Annotated in this window: 19 protein-coding genes; 12 read left to right on the top strand and 7 right to left on the bottom strand. The window is 66.9% G+C overall.

The genetic code is table 11. The annotated features are described in order from the left end of the window. Nucleotides 1-16 precede the first annotated feature (16 nt). The 6 genes from mihF to BKH20_RS02545 all read left to right on the top strand — a co-directional run bounded on the left by mihF (nt 17) and on the right by BKH20_RS02545 (nt 6,235). On the top strand, nt 17-328 hold the full coding sequence (mihF, locus tag BKH20_RS02570) for an integration host factor, actinobacterial type (protein ID WP_070663007.1): 312 nt from the start codon (nt 17-19) through the stop codon (nt 326-328). Between the two features lie 57 nt (nt 329-385). Then, nucleotides 386-979 carry a guanylate kinase gene (gmk, locus tag BKH20_RS02565; RefSeq protein WP_075374361.1) on the top strand — a complete coding sequence of 198 codons (594 nt, stop codon included), beginning with the start codon at nt 386-388 and terminating at the stop codon, nt 977-979. Nucleotides 980-1,024: 45 nt separating this feature from the next. Beyond that, entirely contained in the window at nt 1,025-1,423 is a 399-nt protein-coding gene (rpoZ, locus tag BKH20_RS02560) for a DNA-directed RNA polymerase subunit omega (RefSeq protein ID WP_075372359.1), read from the top strand. Between the two features lie 12 nt (nt 1,424-1,435). Beyond that, the gene (gene coaBC / locus BKH20_RS02555; RefSeq protein WP_075389822.1) at nt 1,436-2,773 is read left to right on the top strand and encodes a bifunctional phosphopantothenoylcysteine decarboxylase/phosphopantothenate--cysteine ligase CoaBC; all 1,338 of its coding nucleotides are present in this window, start codon (nt 1,436-1,438) and stop codon (nt 2,771-2,773) included. Between the two features lie 69 nt (nt 2,774-2,842). Next, the gene (metK, locus tag BKH20_RS02550; RefSeq protein ID WP_075389821.1) at nt 2,843-4,048 is read left to right on the top strand and encodes a methionine adenosyltransferase; all 1,206 of its coding nucleotides are present in this window, start codon (nt 2,843-2,845) and stop codon (nt 4,046-4,048) included. A gap of 39 nt (nt 4,049-4,087) precedes the next feature. After that, nucleotides 4,088-6,235, top strand: a complete 2,148-nt coding sequence (locus tag BKH20_RS02545; RefSeq protein ID WP_081381567.1) for a primosomal protein — start codon at nt 4,088-4,090, stop codon at nt 6,233-6,235. Nucleotides 6,236-6,281: 46 nt separating this feature from the next. Here BKH20_RS02545 and BKH20_RS02540 read toward each other — a convergent pair whose 3' ends face one another. The 7 genes from BKH20_RS02540 to BKH20_RS02510 all read right to left on the bottom strand — a co-directional run bounded on the left by BKH20_RS02540 (nt 6,282) and on the right by BKH20_RS02510 (nt 14,456). Continuing rightward, nucleotides 6,282-7,028, bottom strand: coding sequence for a TetR/AcrR family transcriptional regulator (locus BKH20_RS02540; protein ID WP_256692993.1), 747 nt, complete (start codon nt 7,026-7,028; stop codon nt 6,282-6,284). A gap of 118 nt (nt 7,029-7,146) precedes the next feature. Continuing rightward, nucleotides 7,147-8,505, bottom strand: a complete 1,359-nt coding sequence (locus BKH20_RS02535) for an MFS transporter (protein ID WP_075389819.1) — start codon at nt 8,503-8,505, stop codon at nt 7,147-7,149. 129 nt (nt 8,506-8,634) lie between these two features. Then, nucleotides 8,635-9,651 (bottom strand): DMT family transporter, encoded by a 1,017-nt coding sequence (locus tag BKH20_RS02530; protein WP_075389818.1) that lies wholly within the window; start codon nt 9,649-9,651, stop codon nt 8,635-8,637. A gap of 187 nt (nt 9,652-9,838) precedes the next feature. Continuing rightward, nucleotides 9,839-10,966, bottom strand: a complete 1,128-nt coding sequence (locus BKH20_RS02525) for a serine/threonine protein kinase (protein ID WP_075372336.1) — start codon at nt 10,964-10,966, stop codon at nt 9,839-9,841. 209 nt (nt 10,967-11,175) lie between these two features. Further along, a complete protein-coding gene (gene arcC, locus BKH20_RS02520) occupies nt 11,176-12,156 on the bottom strand; it encodes a carbamate kinase (RefSeq protein ID WP_070662999.1) in 981 nt (326 codons plus the stop codon). Nucleotides 12,157-12,159: 3 nt separating this feature from the next. After that, nucleotides 12,160-13,167: an ornithine carbamoyltransferase gene (argF, locus tag BKH20_RS02515; protein ID WP_075389817.1), complete on the bottom strand. Its 1,008-nt coding sequence runs from the start codon at nt 13,165-13,167 to the stop codon at nt 12,160-12,162. Between the two features lie 65 nt (nt 13,168-13,232). Continuing rightward, nucleotides 13,233-14,456 carry an arginine deiminase gene (locus tag BKH20_RS02510; protein WP_075389816.1) on the bottom strand — a complete coding sequence of 408 codons (1,224 nt, stop codon included), beginning with the start codon at nt 14,454-14,456 and terminating at the stop codon, nt 13,233-13,235. Nucleotides 14,457-14,782: 326 nt separating this feature from the next. Here BKH20_RS02510 and BKH20_RS02505 point away from each other — a divergent pair, with 326 nt between their 5' ends. The 6 genes from BKH20_RS02505 to BKH20_RS02480 all read left to right on the top strand — a co-directional run bounded on the left by BKH20_RS02505 (nt 14,783) and on the right by BKH20_RS02480 (nt 22,702). Beyond that, a complete protein-coding gene (locus BKH20_RS02505) occupies nt 14,783-15,463 on the top strand; it encodes an HAD-IA family hydrolase (protein ID WP_075389815.1) in 681 nt (226 codons plus the stop codon). Between the two features lie 39 nt (nt 15,464-15,502). Then, the gene (gene fmt, locus BKH20_RS02500; RefSeq protein WP_075389814.1) at nt 15,503-16,477 is read left to right on the top strand and encodes a methionyl-tRNA formyltransferase; all 975 of its coding nucleotides are present in this window, start codon (nt 15,503-15,505) and stop codon (nt 16,475-16,477) included. 239 nt (nt 16,478-16,716) lie between these two features. Beyond that, on the top strand, nt 16,717-18,108 hold the full coding sequence (locus BKH20_RS02495) for an RsmB/NOP family class I SAM-dependent RNA methyltransferase (protein WP_081381566.1): 1,392 nt from the start codon (nt 16,717-16,719) through the stop codon (nt 18,106-18,108). Nucleotides 18,109-18,146: 38 nt separating this feature from the next. Beyond that, entirely contained in the window at nt 18,147-18,842 is a 696-nt protein-coding gene (gene rpe, locus BKH20_RS02490; RefSeq protein ID WP_075372343.1) for a ribulose-phosphate 3-epimerase, read from the top strand. A gap of 389 nt (nt 18,843-19,231) precedes the next feature. Further along, nucleotides 19,232-21,067, top strand: a complete 1,836-nt coding sequence (locus tag BKH20_RS02485) for an acetyl/propionyl/methylcrotonyl-CoA carboxylase subunit alpha (RefSeq protein ID WP_075389812.1) — start codon at nt 19,232-19,234, stop codon at nt 21,065-21,067. 66 nt (nt 21,068-21,133) lie between these two features. Next, nucleotides 21,134-22,702 carry an acyl-CoA carboxylase subunit beta gene (locus BKH20_RS02480; RefSeq protein WP_430793314.1) on the top strand — a complete coding sequence of 523 codons (1,569 nt, stop codon included), beginning with the start codon at nt 21,134-21,136 and terminating at the stop codon, nt 22,700-22,702. Nucleotides 22,703-22,822 lie beyond the last annotated feature (120 nt).

Raw genomic sequence — 22,822 nt, 5'->3', positions numbered from 1 at the left:
CGGGAGGAGACACACCATGACGCTTCCAACGCTGACACCCGAGCAAAGGGCTCAGGCACTGGAGAAGGCGGCTGCTGCGCGATCGCAGCGCGCCCGTATCAAGTCCGAGCTCAAGAGCGGGGAGCTCAAGCTCTCCGAGTTCTTCACCGCCTCAGAGACAGATGATGTCCTGGGCAAGATGAAGGTCAGGGCACTGCTCGTCTCACTGCCACGTGTGGGGACCACAACGGCTGACGCCATCCTTGCCGATGTGCATATTGCCGAGTCCCGGCGGGTGCGCGGACTGGGGGCGAATCAGAGGGCGGCGCTGGTGGAGCGCTTCGGTTAGGCCGTCCACTCGGACGCAGGGTCGTGCCGGCAGGTCCCGATGGACCATGATGTGGCCATGACCGACGTTGCTGCCACAGACCCCTCCGTTCCTGCTCTCGCCCGCCTCACCGTTCTGGCCGGCCCCACTGCGGTGGGCAAGGGCACTGTTGTCGCGGAGCTGCGCAGACGCCATCCCAACCTGTTCGTCTCGATCTCGGCCACCACCCGTCAACCTCGTCCCGGTGAGGTCGACGGCGTGCACTACCACTTCGTCAGCGACGAGGACTTCGACTCGCTCGTCGCCAGCGGCCAGATGCTGGAGTGGGCCCTGGTCCACGGCGTGCATCGCTACGGCACCCCCCGCGGCCCGGTTCAGGATCGGCTCAATGCCGGATGTCCTGCGCTGTTGGAGATCGACCTGGCCGGCGCCCGACAGGTGCGCCGGGCGATGCCTGAGGCCCGCCTCGTCTTCCTCGCGCCACCGAGCTGGGACGAGCTCGTCCGCAGGCTCATCGGACGCGGTACCGAAGATGCCCAGGAGCGGGAACGGCGCCTGGCCACGGCACGCACCGAGCTGGACGCGGCCGGCGAGTTCGACCACGTCGTCATCAATGACACCGTGGCGAGCGCCACCGCGGAACTGGAGAGACTCATGGGATTGAGCAGTTAGAATAACGTGGCTCTGAACTATCGAGATTGAACCGGAGGCATGCACATGCTCGGAACCTCTCCCCAGCCCGAGGGCATCACCAACCCGCCGATCGACGACCTTCTGGAGAAGGTCGACTCCAAGTACGGGCTCGTGGTGGAGGCCGCCAAGCGCGCCCGCCAGATCAACACCTACACCCAGCAGCTCGAGGACAACCAGTTCGAGTTCTTCGGTCCGCTGGTCGACTCCGAGGTCGGTGAGAAGTCTTTGGGCATCGCTCTGCGTGAGATCGCCGAGGACAAGCTCGAGGTCATTCCCGGGGACGTGGCCCGCGCCCGCCGCGCCGAGGCCGAGGAGGCTCGTCGGGCCGCCGAGGCCGACATGTTCAGTGATATCTCGCTGGATTCTCCGGTCTCCCTTGAGGATGGCGAGACTCCCACCAGCCTCGACGACATCCAGTTCTGAGCCGGGCTCGCCATGGACGAGCCGTACACTGCTGTGTGTCAACGCGCCGTGACCGCCCTCGAGCGGCCACGGCGCGTCGTTGTCGGCGTGGCCGGGTCGATCGCCGCCTACAAGACCCCCTTTGTCGTTCGACTGCTGCGTCAGGCCGGGCACGAGGTCAAGGTGGTGGCCACCGAGTCGGCGCTGAGGTTCATCGGTGCTCCGGCGCTTGCGGCGGTCAGCGGCCGGACGGTATCCACCGGGGTCTTCGACGACCCGGCTGCAGTTGAGCACGTGGCCGTGGCCGAGTGGGCCGAGCTCGTCGTGGTCGCTCCGGCCTCGGCGGACCTGCTGGCGCGGGTGCGGGCAGGACGGGCCGACGACATGCTCACCGCGACGATACTGACCTGCCAGGCCCCCATCGTCCTGGCGCCGGCGATGCACACCCAGATGTGGGTCAACCCCGCCACCCGGGAGAACGTGGCCGTGCTGCGCGAGCGCGGTCTGACGGTTATCGAACCGGACAGTGGGCGCCTGACCGGCAAGGACTCCGGTGTGGGACGGATGCCCGATCCCGAGCTGATCGTGTCGCAGGCCCTGGACGTCCTGACACAGCCCGCCGCCGGGGGCGCGGCAGCGCAGGACGCCTCGGGGGAGGGCGACAAGCGGCTGGAAGGGCGGCACCTCGTCATTTCGGCCGGCGGGACACGCGAACCCATCGATCCGGTGAGGTACCTAGGAAATCGCTCCTCAGGGCGCCAGGGCTGCGCACTGGCGGCGGCGGCCGTCGAGCAGGGAGCCCGCGTCACGCTGGTGCAGGCGCACGTGGCCTGCGACCTGCTCAACGCCCTGCCTGCGCAAGTGACCGTTGTTGCTGCCGGTACCGCCTCGGACATGCTCCGAGCCGTGCGCGAGAGCGCCCGCAACGCCGATGCCGTCATCATGGCAGCAGCTGTCGCCGACTACCGGCCCGTCACCGTGGCCGCCAGCAAGCTCAAGAAGCAGGTGCCCGCCGGATCGGATCACCTCAGCGAACCGGTCATGTCCATTGAGCTCACCACCAACCCGGACATCCTGGCCGGGCTGGTGAGCGACCCGCCTCGGCCCGGCCAGATCGTCGTCGGATTCGCCGCCGAGACCGGGGACGAGAACGGTGACGTGCTCTTCCACGGCAGGGCCAAGGCCCGCCACAAAGGGGCTCACCTTCTGGCGGTCAACGCGGTGGGGGAGGAGCTCGGCTTCGGAGACGTTCCCAATGCCGTTGTCGTCCTTGACGCCCACGGCACGGAAGTGGCACGGGGGCAGGGCAGTAAGAGGGAGGTCGCCCGTCTTCTCATCTCCCTGACCGCTGACCTGGTAGACGCGGACTGACGCCCGCCTTGCGCATTTTCGTGGGTAACGCCACGACGGATCAGTTCTTGCGGTGACTACGATGGGCAGGTGAGTTCCTCCTTGCGTCTGTTCACGTCCGAGTCGGTCACCGAAGGACACCCGGACAAGATCTGCGACCGTGTCTCAGATGCGATTCTCGACGCCATCCTCGAGCAGGACCCCACCGCACGCGTCGCGGTTGAGACGATGGTGACGACCGGCCTGGTGCACGTGGCCGGCGAAGTCACCACGGAGAGGGCCTACGTCGAGATCCCCGAGATCGTTCGCCAGGAGATCTCCGCCATCGGCTACACCTCCTCAGACGTCTGCTTCGACGCCCGTTCCTGCGGTGTGTCGGTGTCGATCGGGCAGCAGTCCGCGGATATCGCAGCCGGAGTCGACAAGTCGCTTGAGGCCCGCCGGGATGACACGGATATCGATCCTCTCGACCTGCAGGGCGCAGGCGACCAGGGGCTTATGTTCGGCTACGCCTGTGACGACACCGCGGCCCTCATGCCGCTGCCCATCCATCTGGCGCATCGTCTGGCGGAGCGTCTGGCCGTCGTGCGCAAGCAGGGCATCGTCCCGGGACTGCGCCCCGATGGCAAGACCCAGGTGACGATCGGCTATGACGGTCAGCGTCCGGTGAGTCTGGACAACTTGGTCATCTCCACTCAGCACGATGCGGACCGCACTCGTGCCTGGCTCACCGACGCTCTGCGCACGGAGGTCATCGAGCCGGTGCTGGCCGCCGAGGCCGAGGCCGGCACCGATCTCGACACCGCCGGCACCGAGGTCCTCATCAATCCTTCGGGACAGTTCATCATTGGCGGTCCGGCAGGTGACGCGGGGCTGACGGGACGCAAGATCATCGTCGACACCTACGGCGGAATGGCCCGTCACGGCGGGGGCGCCTTCTCCGGCAAGGATCCCTCGAAGGTGGACCGTTCCGCCAGCTACGCCATGCGCTGGGTCGCCAAGAACGTCGTTGCAGCGGGACTGGCCAGACGGTGTGAGATTCAGGTGGCCTACGCCATTGGCTCCGCCCATCCCGTGGGCGTCTATGTGGAGACATTCGGGACGGCAACGGTTTCTGAGGAGCGCATCATGAAGGCCGTCAACGAGGTCTTCGACCTCCGTCCGGCCGCGATCGTGCGCGACCTCGATCTGCTGCGTCCCATCTACCGTACCACCAGCTCCTACGGCCACTTCGGGCGCCCCGGCTTCAGCTGGGAGGCCACCGACCGCGTCGAGGCGCTGCGCCAGGCTGTCTGAGTCCCCTGTACTCAGGTCGGGAGACTTCCGAGGGCTTGTATGACAACCGGCTACGACGACGCTGCTTCTGCCTCCGGGCAGTCCGAGGGGCCCGGGCGTGGTCGTGGGGTGAGCGGGCAGGGCGAGCTGCTGGAGCTGCCGGAGCCCGGTCCGCGCACGGTGACCGTGGCCGGAGTCCACGACCCCGTGGCCAGGGTTCTCCTGGACTCCCCAGTGCCGCACCTCGACCGCACCTTCGACTACCTGGTGCCCGCGGCGTTGGCGCAGCAGGCCCTTCCCGGCACCCGGGTCATGGTTCGATTCGGCGAGCAGGAGATGCGCGGATGGATCTGGGAGCGGGGGACCACGACAACCCATATCGGCCGGCTGACTGCTCTGCGCCGAGTGGTCTCCGACCTCCCGGTCCTTCCGGAGGGCTCACGTCGTCTCATTGAGGTCGTCGCCTCCCGCTGCTGCGGGACACGCTCCGACGTCATCCGTCTTGCGGTTCCGGCCAGGCACGCCACGACTGAGAAGGTTGAGAGGGACAAGGCTCCCCTCGACCTTCCCACCTGGGAGCCGCCGTCCTCGAGTGAGCCCAGCTGGCGCCCTTACGACGGCGGCGAGGAGTACCTGAACCGGTTGGCCCACGGTGAGGCTCCACGCGCGGTCTGGTCCGCACTGCCGGCGCAGTTGCGGCCGCCCGAAGCACGTTCGTCGCGCGACGACGGTCGGCCCGCCCCGGTGGTTGAGCCGTGGCAGGCGTGCCTGGCCCGGGCCGTCCAGGCTACTTTGGCGAGCTCTCGCAGCGCCGTCATCGTGGTGGCGACAACTCATCAGGCTGAGACTCTCGCTGCCCGGCTCAGGCGCGACCTGGAGGGGGAGCCGGTGGTGGTGCTCTCGGCCGAGCATGGGCCCTCACGCCGTTATCGGGCGTTCATGGCTCTGCTGCTGGGGCGAGCCCGGGTGGTTGTTGGCACCAGGTCGGCGGCCTTCGCCCCGGTGCACCGACTCGGGCTGGCGGCCATCTGGGACGACGGGGACAACCGGCTGGAGGAGCCTCACGCCCCCTACAGCCATACGCGCACGGTCCTCGCCCTGCGCTCGACGTTGGAGAGAGCCGGTCTGCTCATCGGAGGATTCACTCGCTCCGTGGAAGCGCAATCGCTCGTCGAGCAGGGATGGTGTCAGAGCCTGGCGGCTTCCCGACACGTTGTGCGCGCCGTGGTGCCTCGCGTAGCGGCTCCTGGCCCGGCTGAGCTGGACCGGGAGGGCGCTTCCGGAGCGGCCCGCATCCCGTCACTCGCCCATCGAGCACTGCGGCGCGCCCTGCAGGACGGACCAGTGCTCGTTCAGGTGCCGCGCGCCGGGTACGTGCCGTTGGTGGCCTGTGCCCGGTGTCGCTCTGCTGCTCACTGTTCCGTCTGCGGAGGCCCGTTGGCGATGGACCATCGAGGTCGCACCTCCTGCCGCTGGTGTGCTCGTACGGTGGGGCAGTGGGACTGTCCCGAGTGCGGCGGCCATGGGCTGAGGATGGCGACGGTCGGTTCCACGCGCACGGGGGAGGAGTTGGGGCGGGCCTTTCCCGGTGTCCCCGTGGTGGTCTCAGGAGCGAGGGAGGCCCACGGCGTCGTGGACCAGGTTGACAACACGCCACGCCTCGTCGTGGCCACACCCGGAGCAGAGCCGGTGGCCGAGGGCGGATACCGGGCCGTCCTGCTGCTCGACGGCGGCGCACTGTCCTCACGCCCCGACCTGGGGGCAGGAGGTGAAGCACTGCGCCAGTGGTCGAATGCAGTGGCGCTGGCGGCGCCGTCGGCCCGCGTCATTCTCCTGGGCGGCCCGGATCCGGTCGCGGCGCAGGCCCTCGTGAGATGGGACCAGGCGGGCTTCGCCCGCAGAGATCTACTGGAGCGGGCTGACCTGCACCTTCCACCCGCATGGCGAGTGGCACGCCTGGACGGCCCGGTAGGCGGTGTGGAGACCCTCCTGGCGCAGGCCGAAGCCGATGGTTTTGAGGTACTGGGTCCGGTGACCCCACCGCCCGTTCGCGGTCAGGTGCCCTCCGGCATGGCCAGAGCCCTGGTGCGCGCTCCGCTGTCACGCGGCAAGGCACTTGCCACCATGCTCGGGGTAAGGCTGCGTGACCGCTCTGCCCGGCGCGAGGAGCCGGTGCGTGTTGAGCTCGATCCCACCCGTTTGTGGTGAGAAGGCCTGGAAGAACTGACGAGGAGTGAGACCAGCCGGCAGGGCCCTAGCCTGCGGAGCTACTCGACGTGACCGTGGCGGGCAGTGTCGTATGAGCAGTAGGGGTCGAAGTGGAGCCCGCCGTGGCACCTGGCGCCTGGAAGGGCGGCATGCCGCGGGCCAGGGAGATGAGATCCGTCAGTAGTCCTGCTGCGGTCGACTTGACGTTCCACCCCTCGCTGAGGGCGGTGACGGCCGCACCGTCAACAATGGCGATGACCATCTCCGGCTCGAGCGGGCTGTCGAGCTGGCGCAGCACACGACGCAGGGCGGCATTGAGACGTTGCCGTCCCTGGCGGTAGGCGTGTTTGACCGGAGACGCCTGGCTGGCTGAGATGAGCTGAAGATAGTGCCCGAAGTAGGCGCCATGGGCGGGAAGGGTTGCCTGCAGGATGAACCGCACCCGCTGGGAGAGGTCTGGAACACCCTTGAAGGCCTCCACCCGGTCGGCGACATCCTCCGCGCGGGAAGCCCACAGTCCAATGTTGACCAGCCCCGCTTGATGGAGGAGATCCTCCAAGCCGTCGAAGTAATAGGTTGTCGCGGACAAGGAGCACCCGGCTCGCTTGGCGACACTGCGATGGCTGACTGCGGAAGGGCCCGACTCACGGATGATGGCGGCCGCGGCTTCGATGATGGCCTGACGCCGGCCCTCACCGCGCGGTGTCACTCGCGATTCTGCTCGAGAGCCTGCGGGTGCAGGGGCGTCACTACTTGCCGCCTCTCCAGCAGCATCTGCGTCGGTACTAGCCATGCTCATCATCTTACGACAATAACGCGTTGAGGCCCGTAACAAGACGGTGATAATGGCCTCGTAAAGAAGCGACCTATATTCGACCTGTCACCACATGCTCTCAGTGAGCCACTCGAGCTCAGGACTGAGCCTGATCCTCAGTCAGCTCCGACCCATGAATCATACGAGAACGAAGGATTGCCACCATGGCGATCAGCGCGATCGCCGTGAGATAGACCGCCGGCGCCAGGGAAGAGCCGGTAACCTTGATGAGCCACGTGACAATGAACGGCGTCGTCCCACCAAGAAGCGCGTTGGCCCCGTTGAAGGACAGGGCGAAGCCCGAGTAGCGCACGTTGGTCGGAAAGGACTCCGCCAGGAAGGTGGCCAGTGTTCCATCATTAGCAGTCAGAGCTATAGCGAAGACAATCTCGCACAGGATCACCACTGCAAGCATGCCCGCGGCCTTCATCATGACTACGAACAACGGGATGGTGAGAACGATGAATGCGACGCAAGCGGCGATGAGCATCCGGCGGCGTCCGAAGGAGTCCGACAGGTGCCCCATGAGGAAGATCGCCGCAATGTACACGACCAGCATCACAGAGGTCGCCAAGGTGGAGGTGTCCTGGGAGAACCCGAGCTCTTCATGGACATACGTCGGCATATACGTGAGAAGCATATAGAACGCAACTGCATTGAGGCAGGAGACTCCGAAGGTGATGAGTGTCTCACGCAGGTGGTCGCGCAGCAGCAGGCGCAGCGGCTCGGACCAGCTGGCGGTCTTCTGCTCCTGCGGCATCTCTGCCCGCATCTCCTGATATGCGGGGGAGTCCTCCAGATGCACCCGGATGTAGCGGCCGATGAGTCCCAATGGCCCTGCCAAAAGGAAGGGAACTCGCCACCCCCAGGCATTCATGACGTCATCGCTGAGAACCGAGAACATCCCTGTGACCATGAGAGAGCCGGCAAGTAGACCACAAGCGGTGGAGGCGGGAACCAGAGACGTGTATATCCCGCGGCGCGACGGAGGGGCATACTCTGCCAGGAAGGTTCCAGCGCCTGCATACTCGCCTGAGGCGGAGAATCCCTGAATCATTCGCAGGACAAGCAGGCCGACAGCACTTGCCATTCCGATAACCGAGTATGTGGGAAGAAGCCCGATGAAGAATGTCGACCCGGACATGATGAGAATCGACCAGGACAGCGCCCAGCGGCGTCCCCAATGGTCACCCCAGGCCCCCCATACAACAGCTCCGATAGGGCGCAAGATGAATGACATCGCGAATACTGCATATGTTAAGAGAAGCTGCACCGATTTATCCTTCTCTGGGAAGAAGGCGTGACCAATGACGGTGACCAGGTATCCGTACGAGGCATAGTCGAACCACTCAATGAAGTTGCCAATGAAGCTCGCTTTCGCTGCGCGCCTCAATGCGAGACTTCGTTCTGAATTCGGGTGATGGTCGTTCGTGCTTCCTGAGTGGACGGTATTCATAACCTATGGCTCCGGCTCGGTGGATGTCGACGATGACGTGATAATGCCCCTGAAGAGACGTTGATGATTATACATGTGATCCTGTCCGCCTGCAGGAAGTTGACGCAGACAGACAGGATCACATGATCATCAGGCCATGGAGGGGCGTGACTTTCGAGAAACGGCATCCACGACGATCGGGGCGAGGCCCCCGCCAACAATGAGCAGTCCTCCGATGATTCCCGTAGGACTGAGCTGCTCTTTCCAGATGAGAAGGCTGCACACAATGACGACTGCACACTCCCAGTAAGAGATCGTCGAGTACTCCACTGCAGGCAGGTTGCGCCCTGCAACAACCAGGAATCCCAGCGCGAAGAGGCCGCAGACGAGGAAGAGGACCACTGCCCACATCCAGTTGGCGGCCGTGAAGGAGGCGACCCCATGCCAAGGACGCAAGACAATGGACATCGCCAGCGTCGCGCAGGCGGCCCAGAAGAAGTTCCAGACACCGCGGACAACTGAATCGACATCCTTGCGGTACCCGTAGAAGAACAGGGCCAGGCCATAGAAGACACCTGACAAGAGTCCTAAAAGGTCTCCCAGGCTCTTCTGTGGAAACTTAGGATTCCCGGTTGACAGATCCAGTCCGAAGGCCAGGTTTCCGTCGTTGTTGATGCTGATGATACCGATGGTCAGCAGCATGCCTAGGAACACAAGGGACAGGAAGGCTCCAGAGAGCACACTGATCTTCTCTTTTCGGAAGATACGTGCGAGCAGCGCGCAGAACAGGGGTCCAGTGTAGATGAGAAAGACGGCATTGGTCATGGTCGTCATCAACGTCGAGGAGATGTAGCAGCCCAGGGACAGGCCGATGCTCACTCCTCCCAGGATCACGGTGGTGCTCAAACGGGTGCGGTGGAACAGGCCAACCTTCCGGGTGAAGATGAGGATAAGAGTGAATCCGAACAGCCCGACGGTCATGCGGCCGAAGGCCAGGAACGATCCGATGACGGACTTGTCGGCATGAGCGAGGCCGGCGGTCGCGCCGCGACTGATGGTGCCGACGAGCCCCATCCCGGTGGCGGAGAGAAGCATGGCAATGGCGCCAAGCTTCTTGTTCATCACGTACTCTGTGACAGAGGATTCAGCGGACGAAGTCTGTGACATGGCAGTTGAGTCTCCTGAGTTCTCCCCCCGGCGTGCGCGACGGATCGGCATCCTTGCCGAGTCTTACGCGGTCAGGTGGACCTTCCCAGTCCTATGGAGCGTCCACTGACCGCGCTACGAAGAGCGGAGCCGGGAACAGTGCGGGGCGGTAGCCCGGTCCATGAGCCACCGCCCCGCACCCCTGAGATCAGACCAGAGTCGGGTCGGCGACCTGGTTGGGGAAGTAGTCCTCGCAGCCCCCCTCGCGGTAGACGTCCGCCGTTGCGCAGTGGAGACCACCGCCGAAGGCGTAGGCGTCACGGAAGGGAACCGGGATGACGTTCATGCCCAGCTTGTCCATCTGCTCCATCTGGTGGACCTCGCTGGCCTCGACGCACACGGTCTTGTGGTCGATGACGAGGCAGTTCATGGACAGCCAGACGGAGGAGTAGCACAGCGGCGGCGGAACCTCGTGGGCCGGGGGAGCCGCGTCAACGATCTGCCAGTCGTTGGCCTCGAAGATCTTGCGCTGCTCCTCGGGCAGGCGGCGGTGCGGGTTGTTGATGATGAGCCCGGGCCGCAGCGGCACGAAGGTGGCGTCGATGTGAATCGGGTAGGGGTCGCCGGGGAAGTTCACCGCGTGCACCCGCAGGTCCGGGTAGTAGCGCTTGAACCACTCCATCGCCTTGCGGTTGGTGGTCAGACCGTGCTGGATGAACAGGTCCTTACCCACACGCATGACGTCGGCGGCGTCCCACATCGGCTCGACCTCGGTGGTCACGAAGTCCTTGGCGGCGGTGCGCTCGAGACGCTCCTCCAGGGAGATCCGCTCGTCGTAGTAGTTATGCTTGTAGGACTTGTCCGTCAGCCGAGGGCGGGGGGCCTGGGTCCACTTGAACTCCGGGTCCTCCTCGAAGTACTGGTTCATGAGGGGCCAGTAGGCGAGGTACTCGAAGTAGCGGCAGCGGAACGAGTTGGCCGATGCCATGATCTCGTCACCGATCGTCAGCAGGATGTCGCGCGGGGGCATCTGGGTGAAGCCCGACTCTGTGCGGAAGTCAGGCGTCTGGATGGCCTGGTTCCACTGCAGCGGCGTGGGGCGGTCCACCTTGACGCCCAGACCCTCGAGGATCTTGACGTAGTTGTCGAGCTGCTCGTTGGCGGCCTCGACGGTGGCGGTGGGACGGGGGCCCCACATGCCGCGCATCTCGGAGTCGATCGGCACCTTCTCGGAGGTGGCGGGTTCCTCGGGAGGAATAACCGAGAAGTCGGCACGGCCGACGATGACGTGCTTGAGCGGGTCGAAGTCGTTCCAAGAGTTGACGATCTTCGTCATGAGTAAGTTACTCCTTTGTGCTCGATGTGTGGTGCGTGAATGAAGACAGGTCATGTGTCTATGGTTCAACACTGTCATTCTACTCTGAAGGAACCGAGAAAGCGGCCGTAGGAGTATCTGAATATAAGAATGATTGCTGAACCGCGGCACGGTCATTACTGGTTGACGGCGCTCACCACCTCCTCGAAAGACCGATGCCGTTGCGCCGGTCAGGCCCTGCGAATGCGAGTGTCGAGCTGCTCGGGAATCGGGGGATGGATATCGTCGGGTCCTCCATAGTTACCTCCGGGAGTCACGATAGTTCCTGCCAGACCCTCAATGATGGCGACAGCGTCCTCAAGACGTCCGATTGCCGCCATGTCGCCAGTCAGCTCAACAAATCGGCACACCGCCTCAACCTTTGGCCCCATGGACCCGCTGGGAAGTCCCATGGAACGCAGCTCTGCCGGCGTGGCCCGCGGAACCTGTTTCTGGTTCTCGGTTCCGAAGTCCTTAAACACTCCATCAACGTCCGTGAGGATGAGAAGTGCATCGGCCTCGAGCGCCTCAGCCAAGACGGAGGCGGTGAGGTCCTTGTCGATAACGGCCTCAATGCCCTTGAGCTTTCCCTCCTCGCTGCGGACGACGGGAACACCGCCACCGCCGGAGCAGACGACGATCGCGCCGGCGTCCAGCAGCGAGCGCACCAGGCGGGTTTCAATGACGCGCTGCGGCATGGGGGAGCCGACGACACGGCGGTAGTGCTCGCCGTCGGGCTTGACCACCCAGCCCCGCTCCTCAGCCAGCTTCTCGGCCTCCTCCTTGGTGTACACCTCACCGACGAACTTGGTGGGGTTGGAGAAGGCGGGGTCGCCGGCCATCACCAGGGTCTGGTTGACCATGGCGGCCACGTGACGCCCCGGCAGAGCGTTCTGCATGGCCTGCAGCAGCCAGTAGCCGATCATGCCCTGGGTCTGGGCGCCGAGGGTGTCGAAGGGGTAGGGCTCGGAGAGGCGCTCGTCATTGGCGGACTGCAGAGCCAGGACACCCACCTGGGGGCCGTTTCCGTGAGTCAGGACCAGCTCGTGCTTCTCCGCCAGCTTGGCCAGCTCGTGGGCCGCGATCTCGACATTACGGATCTGGGTGCTGGCGTCAGGCTTCTCCCCCCGACGCAGCAGGGCATTTCCTCCGAGTGCGACAACGATTCTCACGATTCAGTCCCACTTTCCGAGGGTCGCGACCATGACGGCCTTGATGGTGTGCATGCGGTTCTCGGCCTGGTCGAAGGCGACGTTGCGCTCGGTCTCGAAGACGTCGTCGGTCACCTCCAGGCCGTCCATGCCGGTCTTGGCGAAGATGTCTTCACCCACCGTGGTGTTGCGGTCGTGGAAGGCAGGCAGGCAGTGGAGGAACTTCACGTCCGGGTTGCCGGTGGCCTCCACCAGCTTGGCGTTGACCTGGTAGGGCGTGAGCAGGGCGATGCGCTGGTCCCAGACCTCCTTGGGCTCACCCATCGAGACCCACACGTCGGTGTAGAGGAAGTCGACGCCCTTGACACCCTCGGCGGTGTCGTCGGTGATGAGGATGCGGGCCCCGCTCTTTTGAGCCAGCTTCTCGGCCTGAGCGACCACCTCGGCAGAGGTCTGCAGCGCCTTGGGAGCCACCATCCGCACGTCCATCCCCATGAGCGCCGCCGAGATGAGCAGCGAGTTGGCGACGTTGTTGCGGGCATCCCCGAGGTAGGCGAAAGAGATCTTCTCGATCGGCTTGTCGGTGTGCTCCAGCATGGTCAGCTGGTCAGCGAGCATCTGGGTGGGGTGCCACTCATCAGTCAGTCCGTTCCACACCGGCACGCCAGATAGCTCGGCCAGGGCCTCGACGTGCTCCTGCTTCTTGCCACGGAACTCGATGCCGTCGTAGAAGCGGCCCAGGACCCGGGCGGTGTCCGCCACGGACTCCTTGTGCCCCATCTGGGAGCCGGAAGGGTCGAGGTAGGTGACCTGTGCGCCCTGGTCGTAGGCAGCCACCTCGAAGGAGCAGCGGGTGCGCGTCGACGTCTTCTCGAAGATGAGGGCGATGTTCTTACCGGTCAGTCGCTTCACCTCGCGGCCGGACTTCTTGTCCTCCTTGAGCTGGGCGGCCAGCTGAAGCAGGCTGTTCCACTCCTCGGCAGTGAAGTCGAGCTCTTTGAGGAAACTGCGGTTGTGCAGGGGGTGGGTCATGAGGATTCCTTCGTCCGGTATGTGGGTGTGCTAACAGTTCTTCTTAGGCGCCGGCCAGGGCCGACTCAGGCAAGTGGGTCCCGCAGGGTTGGGCAGCTCATGCAGTGAGGACCGCCGCGACCGCGACCGACCTCCGAGCCGGGGATGGTCAGGACCTCGATGCCATGGGAAGTAAGGTAGTCGTTGGTGTTGACGTTACGTTCATAGGTGACGACGACACCGGGGGCGATGGCCAGGGAGTTGGAGCCGTCGTCCCACTGCTCACGGGCGGCGGCCATCGAGTCCTGGGGCGTGATGAGGACGTTGAGCTCACCAACGCCCAGGGCCTGGGCGATGATACGGTACATGTCCTCGGGGGCGTTGCGCGTGACGCTGATCTGCTTGTCGCCGTCCGGGCGCAGCGTGAGCGTCGACAGCTTCCCCAGCCCGCCGTAGATGGTGAACGTGCCAACATCGACCATGGTCATCACCGTGTCGAGGTGCATCTGGGCGCGCGTCCGATTCATCTCGACGGCGACGATCTGGTTCACCTTGCCTCCGGCGAAGAGCCGGCTGGCGAGCCTCTCGATGCCCTGCGAGGTGGTGCGCTCGGAGACTCCGACCAGAACGGCGCCGTTGCCGATGATCTGGACGTCTCCACCCTCGACGGTGGCCGGGCCGGCCTGCGTGCCCTCGGACCATACGGGGAACTCGGAGCCCGCGAATCGGGGGTGCCAGCGGTAGATCGCCTCGTAGTTGATGGTCTCGCGCTTCCGAGCCGGCATCATCATCGAGTTGATGGACACCCCGTTGTAGATCCAGCAGGACGTGTCGCGAGTGAAGAGGTGGTTGGGCAGAGGCGGCAGAAGCAGGTCGTCGTCGCCCATGGAGGCCAGCACGAGCGAGTCCGGGCAGGGGGTGCGCTCGAGCAGCTCGGCCTTCGTGATCCCGGCGATGAGCACCTCGGCCAGCTCAGCTCCGGACAGCCCGTCGGTCAGGGCGCGCAGCGGCTCGGTGGCGCTGGGGCCGTTGGTGTTCTCGTTGACGACCCGGTCCAGGACGTAGTCCCTGGCCTCGGGAATCTCCAGGGTCTGAGCCAGAAGGTCACTGAGGTAGAGCACCTCGACGTCGCGACCGGTCAGGACTCGCGCGAACTGGTCGTGCTCCTCCTGGGCCTGTTCAAGCCACAGGACGTCGTCGAACAGGAGGTGGTCCTTGTTCTGCGGAGTGAGCCGGAGCATCTCGTTGCCAGGCCTGTGCAGGATGACCTGGCGAAGCTTCCCGATTTCGGAATCTACGGAGAATTCCATGACTCCCTCTCTGACACAGCACCGTGTCGTTGACCTGGATCATGACGCGCATCGTGCGCTCTGGCTAACGAAGTGGTACGACCGTACCAGAACCGTTGACGGTTGAAAACCCCCTGGTAGGAAGAAGTTCAGAGCACGTTGATCAAGCGGCCATCGTCGAGACGTGATGTTGCTCCCATCAGGCACTTCGCCACTTTTGGAGCTGCTCTCGAACGCCTCTGGCCTTCGACCGGGGCGGCCCGGCGTCAGTAGAAGACTTACAAACGTCAGAGGAGTTCCGGCCCGGTCGGGGTCACCTGAGACCCCGACGGCGCAGGCATGGGACGATGCCGGATGTGAATGCGCTGATCCCGGCTCTCAGAACCGCCTCCTCCTCCGACTCCGTGAGCGCCGTCGTCCTCGACTACGGCAACGTCCTGTACGCCTGGGAGCCCATCGCGGCCGTCGCCGGATATGTCTCGGCCGACGCCTGGGAGGAGTTCGTGGTCGACGGCGGGTTCCTGTCCTGGAACGAGCGCCTGGACCGGGGGGAGCCCTTCGACCAGGTGCTCACCGCCTACGCCCGAGCCCACCCCGACCGCCCCGACTGGGCGGAGATCCTCTCCTTGTACCGCGAGCGCTTCGCCGCCTCACTGACCGGCCCCGTTCCCGGGATGGAGGCCCTGCTCGACGAGCTCCTTGAGGAAGGCGTGGCGCTGTACGGGCTGACCAACTTCGACGCCGAGCCCTTCGAGGCGGCCAGGCTCCTGGTTCCCCAGCTCGAGCGCTTCGTCGGTGTTGTCGTCTCCGGGCGCGAGCACCTGACCAAACCGGACCCCGCCGCCTTCGAGCTTTTGCTGAGCCGTTACCGCCTCCAGGCCCCCAGCACTCTGTTCATCGACGACTCGCCGGTCAACATCGAGGCGGCCGGCCGGCTGGGGCTTCGCACCCATCGCTTCACCGGCTCAGGACGGCTGCGCTCCGAGCTCATCACCTTGGGGCTGCTCCCCACGCCGGGCCGGTGCTGAACCCCGCACTGGGTGACTTCGAGCCTTAGACTCGGGCGCATGCGTGTGCTTTTCGCCGGAACCCCCGAGGCCGCCCTGCCCACCCTGGAGGCCCTCATCGCCAGCGAGCACGACGTCGTCGGGGTCCTGACCCGGGCGGACGCCCGAAAAGGACGCGGCCGGACGCTGCACCCCTCACCGGTGGCGGCCACGGCTCGCGGCGCGGGGCTCGACGTGCGCACCCCGGCCACCCTCAAGGGCGAGCAGGCCGGCGACGTGCGCGACTGGGTGCGCGCCCTGAGGGCCGACGTCGCCGTCGTGGTCGCCTACGGTCGCCTGGTCCCGGCCGATCTGCTGGACGTGCCTGAGCACGGCTGGTTGAACCTGCACTTCTCGCTGCTGCCCGCGTGGCGCGGAGCCGCGCCGGTCCAGCGGGCGGTTATCGCCGGTGAGGAGGTCACCGGGGCCTGCGTGTTCCGGCTCGAGGAGGGGCTCGACACCGGTCCCGTCTACGGCCGAATCACCAAGGCCATCAGTGGTCGGGATACCAGCGGGGACCTGCTTGAGCGGCTGGCGCGCGCCGGGGCGCCCCTGGTCCTCGACGTGCTGCGCTCCGTTGAGGACGGCAGCGTGCGCCCCGAGCCGCAGGATGACGCGCTGGCCACACTGGCACCCACGCTCTCCTCCGCCGACGGCCGGATTCGCTGGGAGGATCCGGCACTGAGCATCGACCGCCGGATCCGGGGCGTCAGTCCGGCGCCGGGCGCCCACACCACATATCAGGGGGCACGGTTCCGCCTGGGGCCGGTCACTGCGGTTCCGGAGGTCACCGATCTCCTGCCCGGTCACCTGCGCGCCACCAAGCACGAGGTTCTCGTGGGAACCGGGGACTGCGCTGTCCGTCTGGGGCAGGTCGCGCCCGCCGGGCGCAGGTGGATGCCCGCCGATGCCTGGGCCCGGGGATCGCGGCCGGAGGCGGGGACCGTCCTGGGGGCCGCGTCCGCGATGAACAACGACGGTGAGGCAATGAGCTGATGGGGGAGCGATCGGCACGCCGGGGCGCATCGGGCGGCCACAACGAGAACCGGCGAGGCGCAGGCCGCGGGCGGGGCGACGAGCCCGGCAGACGCCGGGAGCAACGTGGCAGGCGACGTGAGCGCGGCGGTCCTCACCAGGGTCGGCGAGCCCAGGGCCGGCGCGCCTTCAAGCAGGACGGCCCGCAGGCGGGTGCGTCGGCGCGCCCGGCGCGGGGCCGATCAGGCTCGGCGCGTCAGGTGGCTCTGGAGGTACTCACCCGTGTTCGCCGCGATGACGCTTTCGCCAATCTTCTCCTGCCCGAGCTGTTGGAGGCCGCCGACCTGGATCGGCGCGACGCCGGCTTCGCCACCGCTCTGACCTACGGGACCCTGCGGCTTCGGGGGCGCTACGACGCCATGATCGCTGCCTGTACGGACCGTCCCCTGGAGCGCATCGACGTGGCCGTGCTCGACGTCCTGCGCCTGGGGGCCCACCAGCTCATGGGGATGAGGGTTGCCCAGCACGCCGCCGTGAGCACCACCGTGGATTTGGCCACCACCTCCTGCGGGCGCGGCGCAGCCACCTTCGTCAACGCGGTCATGCGTCGGCTCAGTGAGCGGGACCTGGACTCTTGGATGGCGGTACTGCGCCGGGACGCACCCGATGAGACGGCCGCTCTGGCCCGCACTCAGTCGCACCCGGAGTGGATCGTCAAGGCGCTGCGTCAGGCCCTGGCCACTCACGGCCGCAGCGGCGATGAGCTCGAGGCGCTCCTGGCGGCGGACAACGTCGACCCCGAGGTGGTGCTGTGCGCCAGGCCCGGCCTCATCGCCCCAGAGGCGCTGGCCAAGGTCGCTCGCAAGGCCGACCGGGCCCACGACGTCGAGCCGCGACCTGGCAGGATCAGTCCCCTCGCCGTCGTCATGGTCGGGGGAGACCCGGGCCGGATCGAGGCAATCCGCGACTCGCGGGCCGGGGTTGAGGACGAGGGCAGCCAGCTGGTGGCGCTCATGGCGGCGCATGCTCCCCTCGAGGGCCGCGACGAGCACTGGCTGGACCTGTGCGCCGGGCCCGGCGGCAAGGCCGCCCTGCTCGCGGCGAGGGCCGTGCAGACGGGCGCCCGTCTGCTGGCCAATGAGGTCAGCCCCCACCGGGCCGACCTGGTGCGCTCCGCCCTGCGCGCCATCGCACCGGACGTGGCCAGAGTGCGATGCGGCGACGGACGCAACCTGGGCCGCGATGAGCCCGGCGCCTACGACCGGGTCCTGGTCGACGCCCCCTGCACGGGCCTCGGATCACTGCGCCGTCGCCCCGAGGCCCGTTGGCGCCGAGAGCCGGGGGACGTCACCGTCCTGGCCGAGCTTCAGCGCGAGCTGCTGGCCAGCGCGCTGCGCGCCGTGCGGCGAGGGGGAGTGGTGACCTACGTGACCTGCTCCCCGCACACCCTGGAGACGAGTCTCGTGGTGCGTGACGTGACGCGCCGTCTGGAGCGCGAGGGCCTGCGCACTGAGTCCCTGCACGCCGGGGACGTCGCCACCCGTCTGGCCCCGCAGCCACCGGCCGGAGCCGACCGGGAGACGCTTCAGCTGTGGCCCCACCTCGACGGTACCGACGCCATGTTCTGCGCCTTGCTGCGCCGCACCAGCTGATCGACCACCCGCACCAGCACATCATGAGGAGCATCCCGATGACGGCCATCCACCCCTCGATCCTCAACTGCGACATCGCCCACCTGGCCGACGAGCTCGACCGGGTCACGGGAGACGACGGCGCCCGAGGCGCCGACGGGATCCATGTCGATGTCATGGACAACCATTTCGTACCCAACCTGTCCTGGGGGCTGCCGGTGGTCGAGGCGGTGCTCGCCCACTCCTCGCTGCCTGTGGACGCCCACCTCATGATCCGCGACGCCGACCGCTGGGCACCGGCCTACGCCGAGGCCGGTTGCCAGATCGTCACCCCCCATGCCGAGGCCACGACGGCGCCGGTGCGTCTGGCGCGCGAGCTCCACCGGCTCGGCGCCGGTGCGGGCATCGCCCTGAGACCCGCCACCCCCTTGGAGACCGTCGCCGATGTGCTGGGGGAGTTCGACCTCCTCCTGCTCATGACCGTGGAGCCGGGCTTCGGAGGCCAGTCCTTCATCGAGTCGATGCTGCCCAAGATCCGTCGGGCTCGCGAGCTGGTCGGCGCCAGAGGGCTCGACCTGCGCGTGCAGGTCGATGGCGGCATCACCATCCAGTCCATTGAGCGCGCGGCCGAGGCCGGGGCGGATGTCTTCGTCGCCGGCTCAGCGGTCTACCGAGCCGACGACGCCCTGGCCGCCATCTGCCAGCTGCGTGAGGTGGCCTCCTCGCACCGCCATGACACGTGCAGCGGCCGTTGACGGCGCCGAGGGGGGCACTGACCGTGGCTGGAATCGACACCCCGCTAGAGGAGAGGCTCGTGATGCAGATGTGGCAGCCGGTACGTAGAGCCACGTCGTCTCACGAGGCTTGTGGGAAACCTCAAAGGTGCTCGAGGGACGAGGAGCGCCTTTGTGAGGCCCCCGTTATGCCGCCCTATCACTGGGGTCTCGACTGTTACACCAACGCAACTCTTGGTCTTTGTGAGGTTTCCACAAATGGAATGTGGTGCCCTGACCACGTAACGTCAGTGTCCAGTGGAGCTGCCCCTCGACGACTGCAGGGAAGGCGCGGATCCACCCCGCAGGCCCGAGGAGGGCCCGCCGTCAGCCCGGCACCGTCCAGGTAAGTCCAGGTAAGGAGACTCTTGGTGACCCTCTCCCGCATCCTCATCGCCAACCGTGGCGAGATCGCACTGCGTATCGTGCGAACCGCCCGCGATCTGGGGGCGACGTCGATCCTTCCGTACACGCCCGAGGACCTGATGAGCCCCGCGGCAGAACTTGCCGACGAGGCCTACGCGTTGCCCGAGGGATCGTCCTACACCGATGCGGCGGCGCTGCTCGAGATGGCTCATGCCACCGGTGCCGATGCCATCCACCCCGGTTACGGGTTCCTGTCCGAGGACGCTGACTTCGCCCGCTCCGTCATCAATGCCGGTATCACCTGGGTCGGTCCCTCGCCTGAGGCCATGGATGCCCTCGGGGACAAGATGAGCGCCCGGGCCACCGCCGAGCGGGCCCAGGTCGCCCCGGTGCCGGGCATCACCGACTCGGTCACCGACGCCGAGACCGTCATCGCCTTCGCCGCCGCCCACGGCTACCCGGTGGCCCTGAAGCGCACTGACGGCGGTGGCGGGCGTGGCATCACCGTCCTGCACAACGACGACGAGGTCAGGGCCACCCCGGCCTTCGAGTCTGCGGCGCAGGGCGGCGGAACCCTCATCCTGGAGCGGTTCGTCACGGCCGCACGCCATATCGAGACTCAGTGCGCCCGCGACTGTCATGGCGGGTTCGCCGTGGTCTCCACCCGCGACTGCTCCCTGCAGCGACGCAACCAGAAGCTCCTCGAGGAGGCTCCGGCCCCCTTCCTGCCTGAGGGCGTTCACGACCGTCTCATTGAGGCCTCCCGTCGCCTCCTGGAGACGGTCGACTACGTCGGGGTGGCCACCTGCGAGTTCCTCCTGACTCCCGAGGGCGATGTCTGGTTCCTGGAGGTCAACCCCCGTCTTCAGGTGGAGCACTGCGTCACTGAGGAGGTCACCGGCACCGATCTGGTCGAGGTCCAGCTGCGCATCGCCGAGGGCGGTCACCTCGGGCAGGTCAACAAGCCCCGAGGTCACAGCCTCGAGCTGCGCATCACCTGTGAGGACCCCACGCGCGGTCTGGCCCCCTCCACCGGCGCCATCACCCGCCTGCGCTGGCCGGCCGGCCCCGGGATCCGCATCGAGTCCGGAGTCACCGAAGGCGATGTTGTCACGCCCTTGTTCGACCCGATGCTCGCCAAGATCATCGTCACCGGCGCCAGCCGGGAGCAGGCCATCGCCCGAGCCCGGCGCGCCCTGCGGGAGACGGTGGTCGAAGGCGTCACCGTGTGCACCGCCCTGCACGCCGAGGTCCTCACCCGCCCCGACTTCACCGCACCCGACAGCGCCGGGCGGCTGGCCGTGACCACGCGGTGGATCGAGAAGGAGGTGCTGCCCGATCTCGACGACGCCACGGCGACGTCGCAGGCCGACGGCTCGGCGGAGACGGCCGCCAACCCGCGCACCCGCTCCAGCTACATCATCGAGCTCAACGGCCGCCGCATGCAGTTGACCCTGCCCGACGGGATCCTCGCCCCCTCCAACCCGGCGCGAGGCTTCAGCTCCCGCAGCAACCGGGCCCAGCCGCTGCGCGGCCGTTCGGGCGGGACCCGCTCACCTCGAGGCGCAGCTCCCGGTGATACCGGGACCGCCGGCAGTGAGCCCGGCGTCATCGCCGCCCCTATGCAGGCCATCGTCACCCGTATCTGTGTGGAGCCGGGCCAGCGGGTCTGTCAGGGCGACCTGCTCGTGGTCCTGGAGTCCATGAAGATGGAGAACTACGTCCACGCACCCAGCGACGGCACCATCTCAGAGATCCCCGTCAGCGCCGGACGCACCGTCTCGGCCGGCGACGTCCTGGTGCGCATGCACACCCCCGAGAACGGCTCCGAGGAGGCCTGAACCGTGACCACCGATCCCCTCTCCGGCCCCGGAGCACCTGCCGAGACACCGGCCCAGGGAAGCACCATGGCCGACTCGGTCGCCACCACTGCCTTCCGCCAGCGCATCGCCCGCGTCGACCGGGAGGCAGAGGAGCGCGCCGCCGCCCGTCAGCACGCCAAGGGCAAGCGCACCGCCCGCGAGCGCATCAACGACCTGCTCGACGACTCCACCTTCCTGGAGATCGGCCGCTACACCGGTTCGGGCGCCGGCGACAAGGCCCGACCCTCAGGCGTCGTCACCGGCTTCGGTCAGATTGACGGCCGGCAGGTGGCCGTCTACTCCCAGGACTTCTCCGTCTCCGGTGGCGCCCTGGGCACCATCGAGGGGGACAAGATCGTCCGCCTCCTGGACGACGCCCTGCGCCTGCGCATCCCCGTCATCGGGCTCATCGACTCCGGTGGCGCCAAGATCCAGGAGGGCGTGGGCGCCCTGCGCCAGTACGGACGCATCTTCAACCGCACCTGCGCCGCCTCCGGGCTGGTCCCGCAGATCAGCGTCATCCTGGGACCCTGCGCCGGTGGCGCCGTCTACAGCCCGGCCCTGACCGACTTCGTCATCGCCACCCGCCAGGCCTCCCACATGTTCGTCACCGGCCCTGACGTCGTACGCGCCGTGACCGGTGAGCAGATCAGCGCCGAGGACCTCGGCGGTGCGAAGATCCACGGCTCGGTCTCCGGCGTCGTCCACTACGTGGCCGACGATGAGGAGGACGCGCTGGGGCAGGTCCGCACCTTCCTAGCCTACCTGCCCTCCTCGGCCGAGGTCAGTGCCCCCCTGTACGCCTACGACGACGCCGACGCGCAGGCCGACGCCGAGGCTGCCCGCAGCGTCGGCGAGATCGTCCCGGCCTCCACCCGGCAGGCCTACGACGTCGTCGAGGTGGTCTCAGCCGTCGTCGACCATGGCGAGCTCGTCCAGGTCCAGGAGGAGTTCGCCACCAATGTCGTGGTCGGCTTCGCCTGCTTCGAGGGCCGCCCGGTGGGGATCGTCGCCAACCAGCCGCTGGTGGACGCCGGCACCCTGGACGTCGACGCCTCCGAAAAGCTCGCCCGCTTCGTGCGCTTCTGCGACGCCTTCGGACTGCCGGTGGTCACCTTCGTCGACGTCCCCGGCTACCGTCCCGGAGCCGAGCAGGAGCACGCCGGCATCATCCGCCGCGGCGCCAAGGTCATTAACGCCTACGCCACCGCCACCGTGCCACTGGTGACGATCGTCCTGCGCAAGGCCTACGGCGGCGCCTACATCGTCATGGGCTCCAAGGCCATCGGTGCCGACCTCAACTTCTGCTGGCCGGGGGCCGAGATCGCCGTCCTGGGCGCCACCGGTGCCGTGGGCATCATCCACCGCCGCGACCTGGCCAAGGTCCGTGACGAGCAGGGGGAGGAGGCCGCCGCGGCCGAGCACGAGCGGCTCGTGGCCAAGTACACCGATGCCGTCATCAACCCCGACAAGGCCGTGGCCATCGGAGAGATCGACGCCGTCATCGCCCCCGAGGACACCCGCAACGTCATCGTCGACTCACTGGCCGCCCTGCGTGCCAAGAACGACGCCCGTCCCGAGTCGCCCAAGAAGCATGACAACATCCCCCTCTGACCCCGGCTCCGAGTCCCACTTGCCGCCGCTTTCACCGCGTTCACCCCGTTCCCCGTCTTCACCTGACCTCAGTTCTGGTAACCGTTCCGAGACCACCGACCACGCCGTCGCAACACCGAA

It is taken from the genome of Actinomyces oris (assembly GCF_001937445.1).
GTDB lineage: Bacteria > Actinomycetota > Actinomycetes > Actinomycetales > Actinomycetaceae > Actinomyces > Actinomyces acetigenes.
This window is presented reverse-complemented; position numbering and strand designations above follow the sequence as displayed.